Here is a 16,180-nt window from a genome sequence, read left to right on the forward strand (position 1 = left end):
CCGCAGGTGCTCGGTCGGGCGCCCGCGCCGTCACCGCAGCGCGGCCAAGGCCTCCGGGGTCCTCGGGCCGGGAACGTCCGGGGCCAACAGGCCGTGGGCGCGCAGGAGGGCCGTGACCGTCGGGGACCACGCCTGACGCAGCCCGGCCGAGGCCAACAACGCGGGATCCGAGAGGAGTTCCCCCGCCGGACCGACGCGGACACCGGTCGGGGTGAGGACCGCCGCGTCGTCGGCCCAGCGAACCGCCAGGTCGACGTCGTGCGTGGCCATCACCACCGTGGTCCCGGCCGTGCGCAGCCCCGCCAGGACGTCCAGGAGCCGCTCCTGCCCGTCCGGGTCCAGCCCGGCCGTCGGTTCGTCCAGGATCAGCACGCGCGGGGCCATCGCCACCGCGCCCGCGATGGCCGCGCGCTTGCGCTGCCCGTACGAGAGCAGGTGCGTCGGCCGGTCCCGCAGCGCCGTGATGTCCAGGGCGGCGAGCGCCGAGTCCACCCGACCCCGCACCTCGTCGGGCTCCAGGCCCATGTTCATCGGGCCGAAGGACACGTCCTGCTCCACCGAGGCGGCGAACAACTGGTCGTCCGGGTCCTGGACCACCAACTGCACCGCCCGCCGCAGCCGGGTCAGCCCGGCCCGGTCGTGCGTCACCACCGCACCGTCGAGCCGCAACGTGCCCGAACCCGGCCGCAGCCCCCCGCTGAGCAGCCGCATCAGGGTGGTCTTGCCGCTGCCGTTGCGGCCCAGCAGGACCAGCGCGCGGCCCTCGACGATGCCGAAGTCCACGCCGGAGAGGACCTCGGGCCCGTCCTCGTACGCGTAGCCCGCGCCGGACAGTTCCACCAACGGATTCACAGGTACAGCCCCTTCAGGGTGAGAGTCACGGTGACCAGGGCCGCCGACAGCGCCCCGGACGCGGCCAGGAACCGCCACGACAGCGTGGCCGGCGGCACCAGCACCCGCAGCGTGCCGTCGTAACCACGCCCCGCCAGCCCCTCCTGGAGCCGCGCGGCGCGGTCGAAGGCCCGTACGAACGAGGTCGCAGCCAGCCCGGCCAGCGAACGCCACACCGCGGCCCGGCCCGTGTGCCCGAGCCGGGCCGCCTGGGCGCGGCGGACCTGGGCCATCGAGTCCAGCAGCAGGAACCCGATCCGGTACATGACCAGGGCCACGTCCACCACCGGCGCCGGCACCCCGGCCCGCACGAGCCGGGGCAGGACGTCCGACACCGGGGTGGTGAACGCGAACAGCAGCACCCCGAGGGAGGCCGCGGAGGTGCGCAACAGCAGCTCGGCCGCGTGCCGGGGCCCGTCGGGGGCCCACGACACCAGCCCCGCCGGACCGCCCACCGCGAACAGCAGCGGAAGCGCTCCGGTGAAGCAGAAACCGAGCGGGATCCGGAAGGCCCGCCACAGTTGGCGCCCGGCCACCCCGGCGGGCCCGAGCAGCACCACCAGGGTGGCCGCCGCGACGAGCGGCCCCCCGGGCCAGGGCGGCAGGGCCACGGCCGTGACCGTCAGCCCGAGCCCCAACAGGGCCTTCTCCAGCGGATGGCGGCGGCGCCAGCGACTGCCGTGCGCAGCCACGTCGATCGGCAGCACCGCCTACGACTCCGCGTGGCCGGCCGGGCCACCGGTCGCGCCCGCTTGGGCGAGGCCCTGACGTCGGCCCTTGCGAACGCCGAAGTAGTACGCGAGCACGCCCGCGCCCAGCGCCGCCTGAAGGGCGAACAGGGCCGACTCGATCTCCCCGGACGGGGGTTCGTACAGCGGCGAGAACCACGGTTCGTAGTCCGGCTTCAGCTCGGTGATGGCCGCCTCCGCCTGCGCGTCGGCGCCCGCGAACGGCTCCTCCTTGCCCTCGCCCAGACCCAGCGCGAGCGGGAGCACGGCCAGCGCCGCCACCAGGAGCAGCAGCACCGTGTTGATCTTCGCGTTCCTGGTCATCGGACCGCCGCCTCCTCCTGCTTGGTCCCGGTACGGGCCGTCAGCCTCGCGACGCCCAGCCGGACCAGGTCCGACTTGCTCGACTGCATCAGCAGCCGCATGACGAGGACGGTCAGCAGGCCCTCGCTGACGGCCAGCGGGATCTGGGTGACGGCGAAGATGCCGCCGAACTTGGCGAGCGCCCCGAGGAAACCGGTGCCCGGGTCGGGGAAGGCCAGCGCCAGCTGGACACTGGTCACGCAGTAGGTGACGAGGTCCGCGAAGAACGCGCCGAAGAAGACGGTCACCATCAGCGGCAGATCGAACCTCTTGAGCAGCCGGTAGACCCCGTAACCCGCCCAGGGCCCGGCGATGGCCATGGAGAAGACGTTCGCGCCGAGCGTGGTCAGGCCGCCGTGCGCCAGCAGCAGCGCCTGGAAGAGCAGGGTGATCGTGCCGAGCACCGCCATGATCGGCGGGCGGAACAGGATCGCCCCGAGCCCGGTGCCGGTGGGGTGGGAACAACTGCCCGTCACCGAAGGGATCTTCAGGGCGGACAACACGAAAGTGAACGCACCGGACGCGCCGAGCAGCAGCGTGCTCTCGGGGTTGGCCTTCACCTCGCGGGTGAGGGCGCGCACACCGTGTACGACAAAGGGAGCGGACGCGGCGCCCCAGGCGACCGCGTGCAAGGGGGGCAGAAACCCCTCGGCTATATGCATGAGTAAGGAGACCTCTCCAGCACCTCGTGGATGGACGACGTGCCCTGGCCGGTCTCCTGGCTCACGGGTACTGATGCCCTGACTCCGCCTTCCCGGGGCCGTGCGGTCTCCCGCGCGGGCCCAGTGGCTTCCCGCAAGGGAGTGGAGCCGGACTTCCCGATCACAGTGGCGAGGGCCGCACCGGTTTTCCACCGGTTTCCCGAACACCAAGGCCCGCTGACCCTAGTCGGCCGCGCGGACCCGTAACAACCCGACCCCGTTCCCGCACCCCCCCGCCCACCCGTTCCGACCAGGGCCGATCCGGGTGACCCCCGGACGGGCGCGGCCCGCTGGCGCACGCGCGGCGGCCCGCGCAGGGTGGGGGAGTGGCCGACGAACACGACTACTCAGACCTCAGCGCCGTCTACGTGAACTGCACGCTCAAGCGCTCGCCCGAGACCAGCAACACCGAGGGGCTGATCTCCAGGAGCCGTGCGGTGATGGAGGCGGCCGGTGCCCGAACCTCACTGATCCGCGCCGTGGACCACGACATCGCCACCGGTGTCTGGCCCGACATGACCGAGCACGGCTGGGAGAGCGACCAGTGGCCGGTCCTCTACAGCCAGATCATGGACGCCGACATCCTCGTGCTGTGCGGGCCGATCTGGCTCGGCGACAACAGCTCCGTGATGAAGCAGGTCATCGAGCGGCTCTACGCCTGCTCCTCGATCCTGAACGACCGGGGCCAGTACGCCTACTACGGCAGGGTCGGCGGTGCGCTGATCACCGGCAACGAGGACGGCGTCAAACACTGCGCCATGAACGTCCTCTACAGCCTCCAGCACCTCGGCTACGCGATCCCGCCGCAGGCCGACGCGGGCTGGATCGGCGAGGCCGGGCCCGGACCCTCGTACCTCGATCCGGGTTCGGGCGGCCCGGAGAACGACTTCACCAACCGGAACACCACGTTCATGACCTGGAACCTGATGCACCTGGCCGCCCTGCTCAAGCGGGCCGGCGGCATGCCCGCCCATGGGAACCAACGCTCGGAATGGGACGCCGGCTGCCGCTTCGACTTCCCCAATCCGGAGCACCGCTAGGCAGGAGGACACGAGGGGCCCGGGGCGACGCACGCCCCGGGCCCCTCGACCGTTCGACCCGTGTGCCGGGCGACGGTTCAGCAGGTCGCCGGGTGCGGGAAGTCGACGACGAGCCGCTCCGGCGCGTGCAGCACGCCGGTCTTGAAGGTGGGCTTGGTGTCGAAGGCGGCGCCGAAGGTCACGTACCCCTCGTAGTCGCCGGTGTAGGCCACGCCCTTGAGCTTGGACAGGTTGATCTTCTGTAGGCGGGGCCCCTGGTAGACGTTCTGGCCGGCGTCGGTGTGCCCGGCCGCCGGGTGCAGCCGGATCTCCAGGAAGAACTTCCCGGCCAGCGGCACGGGCTTGCCGGACCCGTCGTAGACCAGTTGGGAAACGGGTGTGACGGTGACCGGGGGAGCGGACCCCTGGAGGTCGACGACGAGCCGGTCGAAGGTGCAGTGACCGCCGAAGCGGGCATTGGTGACCAGCGTGGTGGACAGGGTGCGGGTGGCGGCCGAGGCCGGTGCGGCGAGGCCGATTCCGGCGGCGAGCAGCGTGCCCGTGACGAGTGCGGTGACCTGACGGCGACGTGGCGGACGCATGACGTCCCCCCGATTCTTCAGAGACGGGGACAGCGGTGTCACAACAGAAGACACTTCCCGGGCGCCCGTGGTTGCACCGGATCGGGCACGAGCCGCGCGGGGGCTCGGCACGGGGGCGCGAGCCGCGCCGTCAGCCGGGCAGCAGCGCGCTCAGTTCCGCGTCCAGGTCGTAGTGCCGCCGTTCCTGCCCGCGCGGCACCAGCTCCACGAGCCGGCGGCACAGGGCCCGGACGTCCTTCGCCCGGGCGGACATCACACACCCCTGCTCGCCGTTGCTGAACGCCAGGAAGATCCGCGGCTCGGTGGCCTTCCAGCGCGGCCAGACCTGTATGTCGCCCTCGCCCGTGGCGCGGGTCTGCCCGTCGAGCAACAGATCCCGGGAGAACACCCAGCGCGCGATGTGCACCCCGGCCCCCTCGAAGTCGAGGGCGATCTCGTAAGGCCGGTCGGTGCGGTACACGAACGTCCCCCGTACCGGGATGGGGGTGGTCGCGGCCTCCAGGCGGAGGGGGAGGACGCGGTGCTCCGTGATCGTCATGGTGGGGGGTGCGCCTCTCTGTCGGCGGGGGTGTTTCCTGCCCCTCCGGCAAGCTAACCCCACGCCTTCCCCGCATCCGGGGGTCCAAGGTCCCGACCCGGACGGGCCGCTCGGCCCGTCTTGCGCCGGCGCGGGGCGGACGCCGGCCCCCGGACGCGCGGGAGCCCGCCCTCCGGCCGGAGGGCGGGCTCGACGGGCCGGCGCGCGCGGCGCCGGGCGGAGACTCGGGTCAGCACTCGATGACGTTGACCGCGAGACCGCCGCGAGCGGTCTCCTTGTACTTCACCTTCATGTCGGCGCCGGTCTCCTTCATGGTCTTGATGACCTTGTCGAGGGAAACCTTGTGGGTGCCGTCGCCGCGCATCGCCATCTTGGCGGCGGTGACCGCCTTGACGGCCGCCATGCCGTTCCGCTCGATGCACGGGATCTGCACCAGCCCGCCGACCGGGTCACAGGTGAGGCCGAGGTTGTGCTCCATGCCGATCTCGGCGGCGTTCTCCACCTGCTCGGGAGTGCCGCCCAGGACCTCGGCGAGGGCACCGGCCGCCATGGAGCAGGCCGAGCCGACCTCGCCCTGGCAGCCGACCTCGGCGCCGGAGATCGAGGCGTTCTCCTTGAAGAGCATGCCGATCGCGCCCGCCGCGAGGAGGAAGCGGACCACGCCGTCCTCGTCGGCCCCCGGCACGAAGTTCATGTAGTAGTGCAGGACGGCCGGGATGATGCCCGCGGCGCCGTTGGTGGGGGCGGTGACGACACGGCCGCCCGCCGCGTTCTCCTCGTTGACGGCCATCGCGTACAACGTCGCCCACTCCATGGCGTGCGCCTGCGGGTCGCCCTCGGCGCGCAGCTGACGGGCGGTGCCGGCGGCGCGGCGCTTGACGCGCAGACCGCCCGGCAGGATGCCCTCGCGGGACATGCCGCGCGATACGCAGGCCTGCATGACCCGCCAGATCTCCAGGAGGCCCGCGCGGATCTCCTCCTCGGTGCGCCAGGCCTTCTCGTTCTCCAGCATCAGCGAGGAGATCGACAGGCCGTTCTCGTTCGCCAGCCGCAGCATCTCGTCACCGGAGCGGAAGGAGTACTTCAGCACCGTGTCGTCGAGCTTGATCCGGTCCTCGCCGACCGCGTCCTCGTCCACCACGAAGCCGCCGCCCACCGAGTAGTACGTCTTCTCCAGCAGCGGGGTGCCGGAGGCGTCGTACGCGAAGAGCGTCATGCCGTTCGCGTGGTACGGCAGCGAGCGCCGGCGGTGCAGGATCAGCTGGTTCGGCTCGTCGAAGGCGATCTCGTGGGCCTCGCCTATCTCGGCGCCGAGCAGCCGCAGCCGGCCGCTCTGGCGGATGCGCTCCACCTCGGCGTCCGCCGTCTCGACGTTCACCGTGCGGGGGGAGTGCCCCTCCAGTCCCAGCAGGACGGCCTTGGGCGTGCCGTGGCCGTGGCCGGTCGCGCCGAGGGAGCCGAAGAGTTCCGCGCGGACGGACGCGGTCTGGGCGAGGACACCGTCCTTCTTCAGGCGGGTCACGAACATGCGCGCCGCCCGCATCGGGCCGACCGTGTGGGAGGAGGACGGGCCGATGCCGATGGAGAAGAGATCGAAGACGGAGATGGCCACGGTGACGGACTCCCTTGTCTGCTCGTGGGGTGGGAGGGGGCAGGAGAGGCGGATTGGTCGGATTTTGTCCGGCAGCCGAGCTTAACGCGAGGACGTGAACAAGCCGGCGGGCGGACGGGGCGCGCGGGTGACGGTCAGGCGCGGCTCGGTTCGCGCTCCGGTACGACGTTCCCGCCCTCGGGCCGGTCAGGGGCCGGGTTCCGGCCGTGCGGACGTGCGCGGTGGAGCCCGGTGGCCGGGCGACGGGCCGGACGGACGTGAGCAAGGCCATGTGTCCGCCCCGGGGGCGGCACCGCTGCGGACCTTCCCCGGTCCACCGGTCCTCTTCTCGACGGACGGACGGACGGACGGACGGGTCGGCCGGGCCGGACACCGGTCGCGGTCGGCCGGGTCCGCGGTCATGAGAAGGGCCCGGTGCCTGCGGAAGACAGCCACCGGGCCCGACCCGTGGGGTTCTAGCGCACCACGTCAGAGCGTGGGGTACAGCGGGAACTTCGCGGCGAGCGCCGAGACGCGCGCCTTGAGGGCCTCGGCGTCGGCCTCCGCGAAGGGAGAGGGCGCCTTCAGTGCCTCCGCGATGATCTCGGCGACCTCGGTGAAGGCCTCGGCGTCGAAACCGCGGGTGGCGAGGGCCGGCGTGCCGATCCGCAGACCCGAGGTGACCATCGGGGGCCGCGGGTCGTTCGGGATGGCGTTGCGGTTGACCGTGATGCCGACCTCGTGGAGGCGGTCCTCGGCCTGCTGACCGTCCAGCTCCGAGTCGCGCAGGTCCACCAGGACCAGGTGCACGTCGGTGCCGCCGGTGAGGACGTCCACGCCCACGGCCTTGACGTCGTCCCGGACCAGACGGGCGGCGAGGATCTTCGCACCCTCCAGGGTGCGCTCCTGGCGCTCCTTGAACTCGGGCGAGGCGGCGACCTTGAACGAGACCGCCTTCGCCGCGATCACGTGCTCCAGCGGACCACCCTGCTGGCCGGGGAAGACCGCGGAGTTGATCTTCTTCGCCAGTTCCTGCGTCGACAGGATGACACCGCCGCGCGGACCGCCGAGGGTCTTGTGCGTGGTGGTGGTCACGACGTGGGCGTGGGGCACCGGGTTCGGGTGCAGACCCGCGGCGACCAGACCGGCGAAGTGCGCCATGTCGACCATCAGGTACGCGCCGACCTCGTCCGCGATGCGGCGGAAGGCGGCGAAGTCCAGCTGACGCGGGTAGGCGGACCAGCCCGCGACGATCAGCTGCGGCTTGGACTCCTTGGCGAGGCGCTCGACCTCGGCCATGTCGACCTCGCCCGACGCATCCACGTGGTACGGGACCACGTTGTAGAGCTTGCCGGAGAAGTTGATCTTCATGCCGTGGGTCAGGTGACCACCGTGGGCGAGGTTCAGGCCCATGATCGTGTCGCCCGGCTTGAGCAGCGCGAACATGGCGGCGGCGTTCGCCTGCGCACCGGAGTGCGGCTGGACGTTCGCGGCCTCGGCGCCGAACAGTGCCTTGATGCGGTCGATCGCGATCTGCTCGATCACGTCGACGTGCTCACAGCCGCCGTAGTAGCGGCGGCCGGGGTAGCCCTCGGCGTACTTGTTGGTCAGGACCGAGCCCTGGGCCTCCATGACGGCGACCGGAGCGAAGTTCTCCGACGCGATCATTTCCAGGGTCGACTGCTGGCGTACGAGCTCGGCGTCGACGGCGGCGGCGACGTCCGGGTCGAGCTCGTGGAGCGGGGTGTTCAGTGCGGACATCAAGATCCCCTGGGGTGTCAGTTGTCGGAGTGGGTGAGCGCGGCGTACTCGTCGGCGCTGAGCAGGTCGCCCGGCTCCTCCGCGACGCGCACCTTGAACAGCCAGCCACCCTCGAACGGAGCCGAGTTCACCAGCGACGGGTCGTCCACGACGTCCTGGTTGGCCTCGACGACCTCACCGGTGACGGGGGAGTACAGATCGCTGACCGACTTGGTCGACTCCAGCTCGCCACAGGTCTCGCCCGCGGTCACCGTGTCGCCGACCTCGGGGAGCTGGGCGTAGACGACGTCACCGAGCGCGTTGGCCGCGAACTCCGTGATGCCGACCGTCGAGACGCCGTCCACGGCGGCCGTCAGCCACTCGTGCTCCTTGCTGAAACGCAGCTGCTGGGGGTTGCTCATGGCCTGATTCTCCTGGATGCGGGGGAGTGGATGTGAACCGGTGGTCTTGAATGCCGAGACGGCGCCGCACGGACCTCCGGACGGCGACGACGTGCGTGGGAAGGGGCGGAACTACTTCTGCCGCTTGTAGAACGGCAGCGCCACGACCTCGTACGGCTCATGCGTACCGCGAATGTCCACGCCGACACCGGAGGTGCCGGGCGCGGCGTGCGCCGCGTCCACGTACGCCATCGCGATCGGCTTGCCCAGCGTCGGCGACGGGGCGCCCGAGGTGACCTCTCCGACGACCTGCCCGTCCACGACGACCGGGAACCCGGCGCGCGGGACGCGGCGGCCCTCGGCGATCAGGCCGACCAGCTTGCGCGGCGGGTTGTCGGCGGCGCGCTCGGCGGCGGCCTCCAGCGCCTTGCGGCCGACGAAGTCCACCTCCTTCTCGAACTTCACGACCCGACCCAGACCCGCGTCGAACGGGGTGAGGGAGGTGGTCAGCTCGTGCCCGTACAGCGGCATGCCCGCCTCCAGGCGCAGGGTGTCGCGGCAGGACAGACCGGCCGGGACCAGGCCGACGCCCGCGCCCGCCTCGGTCAGCGCCTGCCACAACTGCACCGCGTGCTCCGGGGAGACGAACAGCTCGAAGCCGTCCTCGCCGGTGTAACCCGTCCGCGCGATCAGCGCGGGCACCCCGGCCACCGTGCCCGGCAGACCGGCGTAGTACTTCAGGCCGTCCAGGTCGGCGTCGGTCAGCGACTTCAGGATGCCGGGGGACTCCGGGCCCTGCACGGCGATCAGCGCGTACGCGTCGCGGTCGTCACGGACCTCGGCGTCGAAGCCGGCGGCCCGCCCGGTGATCGCGTCCAGGACGACCTGGGCGTTGGAGGCGTTGGCGACGACCATGTACTCGGTCTCGCCCAGGCGGTAGACGATCAGGTCGTCCAGGATCCCGCCGTCCTCCTGACAGATGTGCGTGTAGCGGGCCCGGCCCACGCCGACGGTCGAGATGTTGCCGACCAGCGCGTAGTCGAGCACCTTCACGGCCTCGGGGCCGGTCAGGGTGATCTCGCCCATGTGGGAGAGATCGAAGAGACCGGCCTTGGTGCGCACGGCGTTGTGCTCGTCGCGCTCACTGGCGTAGCGCAGCGGCATGTCCCAGCCCGCGAAGTCGGTCATGGTCGCACCGAGCGAGCGGTGCAGCGCGTCGAGGGCGGTCAGACGGGGGGCAGTGCTCATGGGTGTGGCTCCCGGGTCCCAGGGCATGACATGACGAGGACGATCCTCCCCATCTGTCATCGGAACCTGAGAGGTTCGCCGAGAGTTCCCGCGCAAACGGGGCGCGTCGTCGACTTGCACCTTGGGTGGAGCACACGCCGATGCCGTCGGGGACGGCGGCGCGGCTCGCTTTTCAGATCTGCCTCATCCACGCGGTACGGGGCCTGAGAGATTCAAGGGAGGTACTTGCTCCTTCGGCGCCCGGGCACGACCTCACGGCCTGCCGGGACTCTCCCGCGCGGATTCAAGCGGCCGGTATGCAGTTGGTGTCCAGATGGCGCACATCATTGCACGCGACGGCCCGCGGCGGGTGTGCGGGCCCGAAAGACCGTGCGTGACCGTGACCGGGCCCGGCCGGGCCCACCGGAACCGGGCATGCCGGATTACCGTCTCTTTACACTCAGTGGGCAAGGGTCCTCGCGACCCGAATCGGGGAGGCGATCACTGTGGCGGTGCGGAGATTCGGAGTGCTGACGACGACGGGGACCGTGGCGGGAGTGCCCGCGCAGCGGGCCGCCCGAGAGCGGCCGGCCCGGGCCGGCGGCACCGCCGTGCGCGACCTGCGCGGCCGGGGCGCACACGGACCGCGCGCGCTCGACTTCGCCGACGGGGACATCGTCGTGGTGTCCGGACTGCCGGGCGGCGGCAAGAGCACCCTGATCAAGCGGGCCGCGACCGGCGGCATCGACTCCCAGGACACCCGCGAACGCTGGGAGCGGCGCATGCCGCAAGCGCTGCCCTACGCGACCTACCGACCGTTGGTCCGCGTCGCGCACTACCGGGGCCTGTGGCGGGCCCTGCGCTCCGGGGGATCGGTCGTGGTCCACGACTGCGGCACCCAGACCTGGGTGCGGGGGCTGCTCGCCCGCTTCGCCCGACGCCGGAACCGGTCCCTGCACCTGCTGCTCCTCGACACCACCCCGCAGGAGGCCCTGGCCGGGCAGGAGGCGCGGGGCCGGCGGGTGTCGGCGTACGCCTTCTCCCGTCACCGCGGCGCGGCGGACCGGCTCCTGCGCGACGCCGAGTCGGGCAGCCTCCCGCACGGCTGCGCGTCGGTGGTCCTCCTGGACCGCGCCGCCGCCTCGGGCATCGCCCGCATCACCTTCGCCCCCGCGCCCGCCCCCGGCGCCTGACGCGCGGGCCCGGGCGAGGGGGGTCCCCGCGGACCCACTAACCTCGGCACGGCAACGGTGGCGATGGCAGCGGAGGCGTGGATGCACGGCGGCGGGTGGCCCGACAACGAGCTGGAGCAGGTGCTCGGGGCGGCGCTGGGAGCGGCGGACGCGGGAGCGCGGATCCTGGAAGTCCTCGGCCGCAGCCGGCTCTGGGTGCCGCTGCCGGCCGGTGGCGCGCCCGACGCCGCCGACCTGACCCTCCCGACGATGCAGATCGGCGGGCAGGCGTACGTCCCCGTCTACAGCTCCGAGGCCCAGTTCCGTTTCTGCGTCGGCCCCGGCATGGACTTCGCCGTGGCCCCCGCCGTGGAGTTCGCCCGCGGCCTGCCGCCGCAGATCGGCCTCGCCGTGAACCCCGAGGGAGCCGTCGGCGTCCCGCTGCCCCCGGCCGCCGTCGCGGAGCTGTGCCGCACGGGGCGGACCGCGCTCGACGGCCCGGCCACCGGTGGCCGCGTCCGCCTCTACGAGCCCGACTGGCAGGACGACCCGGTGGACTTCCTCGCCGCGGCCGGCGAGGAGTTCCGGGCCACCGGCGTGGTGGCCGCGGCGCACCGCTGCCTGGCCAGCGTGGAGGGCGGAGCGCCCGAGTTGTACATCGGTGTCCGACTGGTGGGATGGGATCCCGGGTCGCGGAACGCGCCGATGGAGGCGCTCGGGCGGGCGCTGGCCCGGGTGCCGTCGCCCTGGCCGGTGCAGTTGATCCTCCTGGACGCCGCCGAGGACCCGGTCACGGAGTGGATTCGTGAGCGTGTGCGCCCCTTCCACCTCCCGTAGGGCCGCTTAAGCTGATGACATCTCCTGGCCGCTCGCGTGGCCTGGGTAACGGGTGGACGACGGGCGGACGAAGAGGGGTACCGGGTGAGTGCGTCAGGCACGGCCGCGGCCGGGCAGGTCGAGCACATGCTGCGCCAGGTGACTCCCGGGCGCTACGAGAGCTACGAGTCGCTTCTGCATGCCCTGGCCGAGGGCCGGCTGTGGATGTTGTTGTGGCAGGGGCAGCCGGGTTCCCCGGACGCCCAGTACGGGGGGATGGAGGTCGACGGGCTCGGATACGCGCCCTGCGTGACCTCCCCGCAGGAACTGGCCGCCAGCGGTTGGAACCGCGGCTACGAGGTGGTCACCGGCCGGGACATCGCCCGCGCCCTCTACCCGGACCGCTGGGGGCTGTGGCTCAACCCCCACGCCCAGGGCGGCGGCCTCGGGCTTCCCTGGGCCGACCTCCGCCGGATCGCGACGGGCCTCGACCGGATGCCCGCCGGACCGTTGCGCCTGTCGGAGCCCGCCCTGGAGCTCCCGCAGTTCTACGGTCTGCTGACCCAGCACGCGCACCGCACGCCGGCCGTCCGCTCGCTCCGCAGGGCCTGGGTGCAGCCGTCGCTCGGATCGGCGTACCTCGCCGTCGGGCTCGACCTGTACGACGCCTCCGCGCCCGCGCTGGAGTCCGTCCGGGAGATGATGCGGCAGTCGGTGGGGGCGGTCCCCGAGGGCGTTCCGGTGTGCACCGTCGCGCTGGCCGACGAGCACGACCCGGTCGCGATGTGGCTGCGTTCGCAGACCCGCCCCTTCTATGACCGCGAGGGCCAGGCGGCCTCGTACTAGAGCGTCCCCCCGGGCCTCCGTCGGACCGCCGACGGAGGCCTTCCGCGTACCCCCTCCCGGACGCCCCGCGAAAGCGCCCCACCGGGCGCCTCCCAGGCCTCCCGTCAGGCCCTCCGCGCCCCCGCGGGGTGTTCCGGGGGCCCGCACGCCGCCGGTGTCCGAACGCCGGGACGGAGCCTGCGGGCCACCCCGGGCCGCCGGCGACCGCCGCCCCTCCACGCCCTCCGCCTTGTCCTGATTTCATGGGTCTTGTGGGGCCAAAAGGCATGCGAGTCTGGCGAGTTGGGCGCCATGTCCGGTTCCGTACCGAACAGGCGGTCTTGCTCCGCTGAGACGCGAGTGAAGTCCGGATAACGGGTACCGGGACGTCAGATCACGTTTACGCATCCATTCATCTGCGGGTCTGGCGGCTGGTCGAGCGCCCGATGAAGACTCCCCACCCAAGAGCCGATCAGTCCTGCGGGGCGCGGTTCGATGCGTTGACTGCACCTGTTGTTTCGCACGGCACTTTCGCAGCACTTCCCGCACTTCCTGCACCTCACACGCGTTGCGCGTGTCCACGCACTCCGAGCGCCACTCCGCACCAACGCCGCCACAGCGGCGGGCATGGGCCGGCACACCCGTCGGCCGAGAGGGGTCCCCACCACGATGACGGCACCACTGCATGACACGGACGCGGAAACACCCGCACCCGTGTCCGTAGCCGACGTCCCTGCCAAGGCCATCGAAGGCCGCTCGCCCGGCCGCATCGCCTGGATGCGGCTCAAGCGCGACAAGGTCGCGCTGACCGGCGGCGTGGTCGTGATCCTCCTGATCCTGGTGGCCGTCTTCGCGCCGCTGATCGTGAGCCTGCTGGGCCATCCGCCCAACGAGTTCCACGAAGACATGCTCGACCCGGACTTCGGGACGCCGCTCGGTTCGTTCGGCGGCATGAGCTCCGACTTCCTGCTGGGCGTCGAACCGACCAACGGGCGCGACGTGTTCAGCCGGATCGTCTACGGCGCCCGCATCTCCCTGGTCGTCGCCTTCCTGGCGGCCTTCGTCTCCGTGATCCTCGGCAGCCTGCTCGGCGCGCTCGCCGGATTCCTCGGCGGCTGGGTCGACGGCGTCATCAGCCGCACCATGGACCTGCTGCTGGCCTTCCCGCAGCTGCTGTTCACCATCGCCCTCGTGTCCGTGGTCCCCAACTCCCTCTGGGGGTTCGAGGGTTCGGGCGTCCGAATGGGCGTGCTGATCGTCGTCATCGGCTTCTTCGGCTGGCCGTACATCGGTCGCATCGTCCGAGGGCAGACGATCTCGCTGCGTGAACGCGAATACGTCGAGGCCGCGCGCAGCCTCGGGGCGGGCCGCGGTTACATCCTCATCAAGGAGCTGCTGCCCAACCTGGTCGCGCCGATCCTCGTCTACTCGACGCTGATCATCCCGACCAACATCCTGACGGAGGCGGCCCTCAGCTTCCTCGGTGCCGGCGTCAAGCCGCCCACCGCCTCCTGGGGCAAGATGCTGTCCGACGCCGTCCCCATCTACCAGGACGACCCCATGTACATGGTGGTCCCGGGCCTCACGATCTTCATCACCGTCCTGGCGTTCAACCTCTTCGGGGACGGGCTGCGCGACGCACTCGACCCCAAGGGCAGCTGAACCGCTTCTTCGATTCACCACCTATGGAGGTTGGACAACCGTGATCCGCAGAAAGCAGGCACTCGCGATCACCGCCGTGGTCGCCGCCTTGTCGATGACCGCCGCGTGCGGCGGTGGCAAGGACGAGGGCAAGAAGTCCGAGGGCGCGAACGACAAGGGCTACAGCGGTGCCTCCACGGCCCTGGTGAACGCCTCGGACAAGAAGGGCGGGGAGCTGAAGCTCTGGTCGCCCCAGGACGTCGACTACCTCGACCCGGCGCGCGCCTACTACGGCTTCGTGTGGAACCTGCAGCGCCTCTACATCCGCCAGCTCTTCGCGTACGACAGCAAGCCGGGCGCCGCGGGCACCAAGCTGGTCCCGGACCTCGCCGAGGCCGCGCCGGTCCTGAGCAACGACGGCAAGACGTACACCGTCAAGATCAAGGACGGCGTGAAGTTCGAGGACGGCACGCCGATCACCTCGAAGGACTTCAAGTACGGCATCGAGCGCGTCTTCGCGCAGGACGTGCTGTCCGGCGGCCCGACGTACCTGGTCGACCTGCTCGACCAGGGCCAGAAGTACCCGGGCCCGTACAAGGACACCGACCCGAACAAGATGGGTCTGAAGTCGGTCCAGACGCCGGACGACAAGACGATCGTCTTCAACCTGGCCAGCGCCAACTCGGACTTCAACTACCTGCTGGCGATGCCGTCCTCCTCGCCCGTCCCGGCGGCCAAGGACCAGGGCGCGGGCTACACCAACAAGCCCGTCTCCACCGGTCCTTACAAGGTCGAGAGCTTCACCGCGGGCAAGGGCGCCACCTTCGTCCGCAACGAGAACTGGGACCCGAAGACGGACACGATCCGCAAGGGTCTGCCGGACAAGGTCAGCTTCACGGTCACGACCAACCCGGACGACATGGACCAGCGCCTGCTCTCCGGCGACATCGACCTCGCCGTCGACGGCACCGGTGTCCAGCAGGCCGCGAAGAACAAGATCCTCAAGGACACGAACCTCAAGAAGAACGCGGACAACCCGTTCACGGGCTACATCCGCTACTTCGCCTTCCCGCAGACGGTCGCGCCGTTCGAGAACATCGAGTGCCGCAAGGCCGTCATCTACGCGGCCGACCCGAAGTCGCTGCAGAACGCCCGCGGTGGCCCGACCAGTGGTGACCTCGGCGCGAACATGCTGCCGCCCGGCATCCCCGGCTCGGACAAGGCCTACGACCCGTGGGGCCTGACCGCCGGCAAGCCGCAGGAGCAGAAGGCCAAGGACGCGCTCAAGGCCTGTGGCAAGCCCGACGGGTTCGAGACCACCATCGCGGTCCGCAACAACCGCGCCCCCGAGGTCAAGACCGCCGAGTCCCTCCAGGCCTCGCTCGCCAAGGTCGGCATCAAGGCCACGATCGACCAGTACGACGGCAAGCTCTCCTCCTCCACGATCGGTTCGCCCGAGAACGTGAAGAAGAAGAACTACGGCATCATCGTCATGGGCTGGGGCGCCGACTACAACTCCGGCTCGGGCTTCCTCCAGCCGCTGGTCGACGGCTCGTTCATCCTGCCGAACGGCAACAACAACTACACGATGCTGGACGACCCCGAGGTCAACGGCCTGTTCGACAAGGCCGCGAACGCCGCCACCCCGGACGCTGCCGCTCCGTTCTACACGGACATCAACAAGAAGATCATGGAGAAGGCGCTCTACCTCCCGATCAACTTCGACAAGGCGCTCATCTACCACAACCCGCGCCTGACGAACGTCTACTTCAACGACTCGATGGGCCGCATCGACCTCGCTGTCCTGGGCGTCGCCAAGTAGTCGTCCCACCGTCCGGCGACCGCTCCACGGCGGCCGCCGGGCACCAGCAGGCCAGAGCAATTCGCAAGTAAGTGCCTTCACCGCACATGCGCTAGTCCGAAGG

16 protein-coding genes and 2 riboswitches are annotated in these 16,180 nt (G+C 71.0%); of the genes, 6 read left to right on the forward strand and 10 right to left on the reverse strand.

Going from position 1 to position 16,180, the window contains the following annotated elements; genetic code table 11:
* Nucleotides 1-30 precede the first annotated feature (30 nt).
* Genes ACQEVM_RS07645 through ACQEVM_RS07660 form a run of 4 tightly spaced genes read right to left on the reverse strand, consistent with a single transcriptional unit; the run spans nucleotide 31 to nucleotide 2,644 of the window.
* Nucleotides 31-852, reverse strand: coding sequence for an energy-coupling factor ABC transporter ATP-binding protein (locus tag ACQEVM_RS07645; protein WP_433076310.1), 822 nt, complete (start codon nucleotides 850-852; stop codon nucleotides 31-33).
* The gene (gene cbiQ / locus ACQEVM_RS07650; protein WP_433076312.1) at nucleotides 849-1,598 is read right to left on the reverse strand and encodes a cobalt ECF transporter T component CbiQ; all 750 of its coding nucleotides are present in this window, start codon (nucleotides 1,596-1,598) and stop codon (nucleotides 849-851) included. The genes ACQEVM_RS07645 and cbiQ overlap by 4 nt, the downstream gene beginning before the upstream one ends.
* Before the next feature lie 3 nt (nucleotides 1,599-1,601).
* Nucleotides 1,602-1,943 carry an energy-coupling factor ABC transporter substrate-binding protein gene (locus tag ACQEVM_RS07655; RefSeq protein ID WP_433076314.1) on the reverse strand — a complete coding sequence of 114 codons (342 nt, stop codon included), beginning with the start codon at nucleotides 1,941-1,943 and terminating at the stop codon, nucleotides 1,602-1,604.
* Nucleotides 1,940-2,644 carry an energy-coupling factor ABC transporter permease gene (locus tag ACQEVM_RS07660; RefSeq protein ID WP_351750581.1) on the reverse strand — a complete coding sequence of 235 codons (705 nt, stop codon included), beginning with the start codon at nucleotides 2,642-2,644 and terminating at the stop codon, nucleotides 1,940-1,942. The genes ACQEVM_RS07655 and ACQEVM_RS07660 overlap by 4 nt, the downstream gene beginning before the upstream one ends.
* 29 nt (nucleotides 2,645-2,673) lie before the next feature.
* A riboswitch (cobalamin riboswitch) is annotated at nucleotides 2,674-2,870 on the reverse strand.
* 139 nt (nucleotides 2,871-3,009) lie between these two features.
* Between ACQEVM_RS07660 and ACQEVM_RS07665 the strand changes: the two genes are divergently transcribed.
* A complete protein-coding gene (locus tag ACQEVM_RS07665) occupies nucleotides 3,010-3,723 on the forward strand; it encodes a flavodoxin family protein (RefSeq protein WP_329442273.1) in 714 nt (237 codons plus the stop codon).
* A 77-nt stretch (nucleotides 3,724-3,800) separates the two neighbouring features.
* Here ACQEVM_RS07665 and ACQEVM_RS07670 read toward each other — a convergent pair whose 3' ends face one another.
* The 6 genes from ACQEVM_RS07670 to gcvT form a co-directional block, all read right to left on the reverse strand.
* A complete protein-coding gene (locus ACQEVM_RS07670; RefSeq protein ID WP_433076317.1) occupies nucleotides 3,801-4,304 on the reverse strand; it encodes an AMIN-like domain-containing (lipo)protein in 504 nt (167 codons plus the stop codon).
* Nucleotides 4,305-4,434: 130 nt separating this feature from the next.
* The gene (locus tag ACQEVM_RS07675; RefSeq protein ID WP_433076319.1) at nucleotides 4,435-4,842 is read right to left on the reverse strand and encodes an SsgA family sporulation/cell division regulator; all 408 of its coding nucleotides are present in this window, start codon (nucleotides 4,840-4,842) and stop codon (nucleotides 4,435-4,437) included.
* A 229-nt stretch (nucleotides 4,843-5,071) separates the two neighbouring features.
* Nucleotides 5,072-6,454 (reverse strand): L-serine ammonia-lyase, encoded by a 1,383-nt coding sequence (locus ACQEVM_RS07680; protein WP_267800482.1) that lies wholly within the window; start codon nucleotides 6,452-6,454, stop codon nucleotides 5,072-5,074.
* Between the two features lie 468 nt (nucleotides 6,455-6,922).
* Entirely contained in the window at nucleotides 6,923-8,194 is a 1,272-nt protein-coding gene (gene glyA, locus ACQEVM_RS07685) for a serine hydroxymethyltransferase (RefSeq protein WP_433076321.1), read from the reverse strand.
* A 17-nt stretch (nucleotides 8,195-8,211) separates the two neighbouring features.
* Nucleotides 8,212-8,595 (reverse strand): glycine cleavage system protein GcvH, encoded by a 384-nt coding sequence (gcvH, locus tag ACQEVM_RS07690; RefSeq protein WP_351384807.1) that lies wholly within the window; start codon nucleotides 8,593-8,595, stop codon nucleotides 8,212-8,214.
* 111 nt (nucleotides 8,596-8,706) lie between these two features.
* Complete coding sequence (gcvT, locus tag ACQEVM_RS07695) at nucleotides 8,707-9,822, reverse strand: glycine cleavage system aminomethyltransferase GcvT (protein WP_433076324.1); 1,116 nt, start codon at nucleotides 9,820-9,822, stop codon at nucleotides 8,707-8,709.
* 182 nt (nucleotides 9,823-10,004) lie between these two features.
* A riboswitch (glycine riboswitch) is annotated at nucleotides 10,005-10,108 on the reverse strand.
* Between the two features lie 220 nt (nucleotides 10,109-10,328).
* Between gcvT and ACQEVM_RS07700 the strand changes: the two genes are divergently transcribed.
* The 5 genes from ACQEVM_RS07700 (at nucleotide 10,329) to ACQEVM_RS07720 (ending at nucleotide 16,077) form a co-directional block, all read left to right on the forward strand.
* Complete coding sequence (locus ACQEVM_RS07700; RefSeq protein ID WP_433076326.1) at nucleotides 10,329-10,994, forward strand: AAA family ATPase; 666 nt, start codon at nucleotides 10,329-10,331, stop codon at nucleotides 10,992-10,994.
* A 63-nt stretch (nucleotides 10,995-11,057) separates the two neighbouring features.
* On the forward strand, nucleotides 11,058-11,810 hold the full coding sequence (locus ACQEVM_RS07705) for an enhanced serine sensitivity protein SseB (protein ID WP_433079866.1): 753 nt from the start codon (nucleotides 11,058-11,060) through the stop codon (nucleotides 11,808-11,810).
* Nucleotides 11,811-11,894: 84 nt separating this feature from the next.
* Nucleotides 11,895-12,635, forward strand: coding sequence for an enhanced serine sensitivity protein SseB C-terminal domain-containing protein (locus tag ACQEVM_RS07710; protein ID WP_433076328.1), 741 nt, complete (start codon nucleotides 11,895-11,897; stop codon nucleotides 12,633-12,635).
* Between the two features lie 648 nt (nucleotides 12,636-13,283).
* Nucleotides 13,284-14,276, forward strand: a complete 993-nt coding sequence (locus ACQEVM_RS07715) for an ABC transporter permease (RefSeq protein ID WP_053677608.1) — start codon at nucleotides 13,284-13,286, stop codon at nucleotides 14,274-14,276.
* A 94-nt stretch (nucleotides 14,277-14,370) separates the two neighbouring features.
* Complete coding sequence (locus ACQEVM_RS07720) at nucleotides 14,371-16,077, forward strand: ABC transporter substrate-binding protein (protein ID WP_433079868.1); 1,707 nt, start codon at nucleotides 14,371-14,373, stop codon at nucleotides 16,075-16,077.
* The last annotated feature ends 103 nt before the right edge of the window (nucleotides 16,078-16,180 follow it).

The organism is Streptomyces sp. CA-243310 (assembly GCF_050936775.1).
Classification (GTDB): domain Bacteria; phylum Actinomycetota; class Actinomycetes; order Streptomycetales; family Streptomycetaceae; genus Streptomyces.

What these genes read in the sequence shown, in the direction of transcription:
- ACQEVM_RS07660 (WP_351750581.1), bottom strand. Translation starts at nt 2,644, where the DNA reads ATGCATATAGCCGAGGGGTTTCTGCCCCCCTTGCACGCGGTCGCCTGG.
- ACQEVM_RS07670 (WP_433076317.1), bottom strand. Translation starts at nt 4,304, where the DNA reads ATGCGTCCGCCACGTCGCCGTCAGGTCACCGCACTCGTCACGGGCACG.
- glyA (WP_433076321.1), bottom strand. Translation starts at nt 8,194, where the DNA reads ATGTCCGCACTGAACACCCCGCTCCACGAGCTCGACCCGGACGTCGCC.
- ACQEVM_RS07655 (WP_433076314.1), bottom strand. Translation starts at nt 1,943, where the DNA reads ATGACCAGGAACGCGAAGATCAACACGGTGCTGCTGCTCCTGGTGGCG.
- ACQEVM_RS07720 (WP_433079868.1), top strand. Translation starts at nt 14,371, where the DNA reads ATGACCGCCGCGTGCGGCGGTGGCAAGGACGAGGGCAAGAAGTCCGAG.
- ACQEVM_RS07675 (WP_433076319.1), bottom strand. Translation starts at nt 4,842, where the DNA reads ATGACGATCACGGAGCACCGCGTCCTCCCCCTCCGCCTGGAGGCCGCG.
- ACQEVM_RS07715 (WP_053677608.1), top strand. Translation starts at nt 13,284, where the DNA reads ATGACGGCACCACTGCATGACACGGACGCGGAAACACCCGCACCCGTG.
- ACQEVM_RS07705 (WP_433079866.1), top strand. Translation starts at nt 11,058, where the DNA reads ATGGCAGCGGAGGCGTGGATGCACGGCGGCGGGTGGCCCGACAACGAG.
- gcvT (WP_433076324.1), bottom strand. Translation starts at nt 9,822, where the DNA reads ATGAGCACTGCCCCCCGTCTGACCGCCCTCGACGCGCTGCACCGCTCG.
- gcvH (WP_351384807.1), bottom strand. Translation starts at nt 8,595, where the DNA reads ATGAGCAACCCCCAGCAGCTGCGTTTCAGCAAGGAGCACGAGTGGCTG.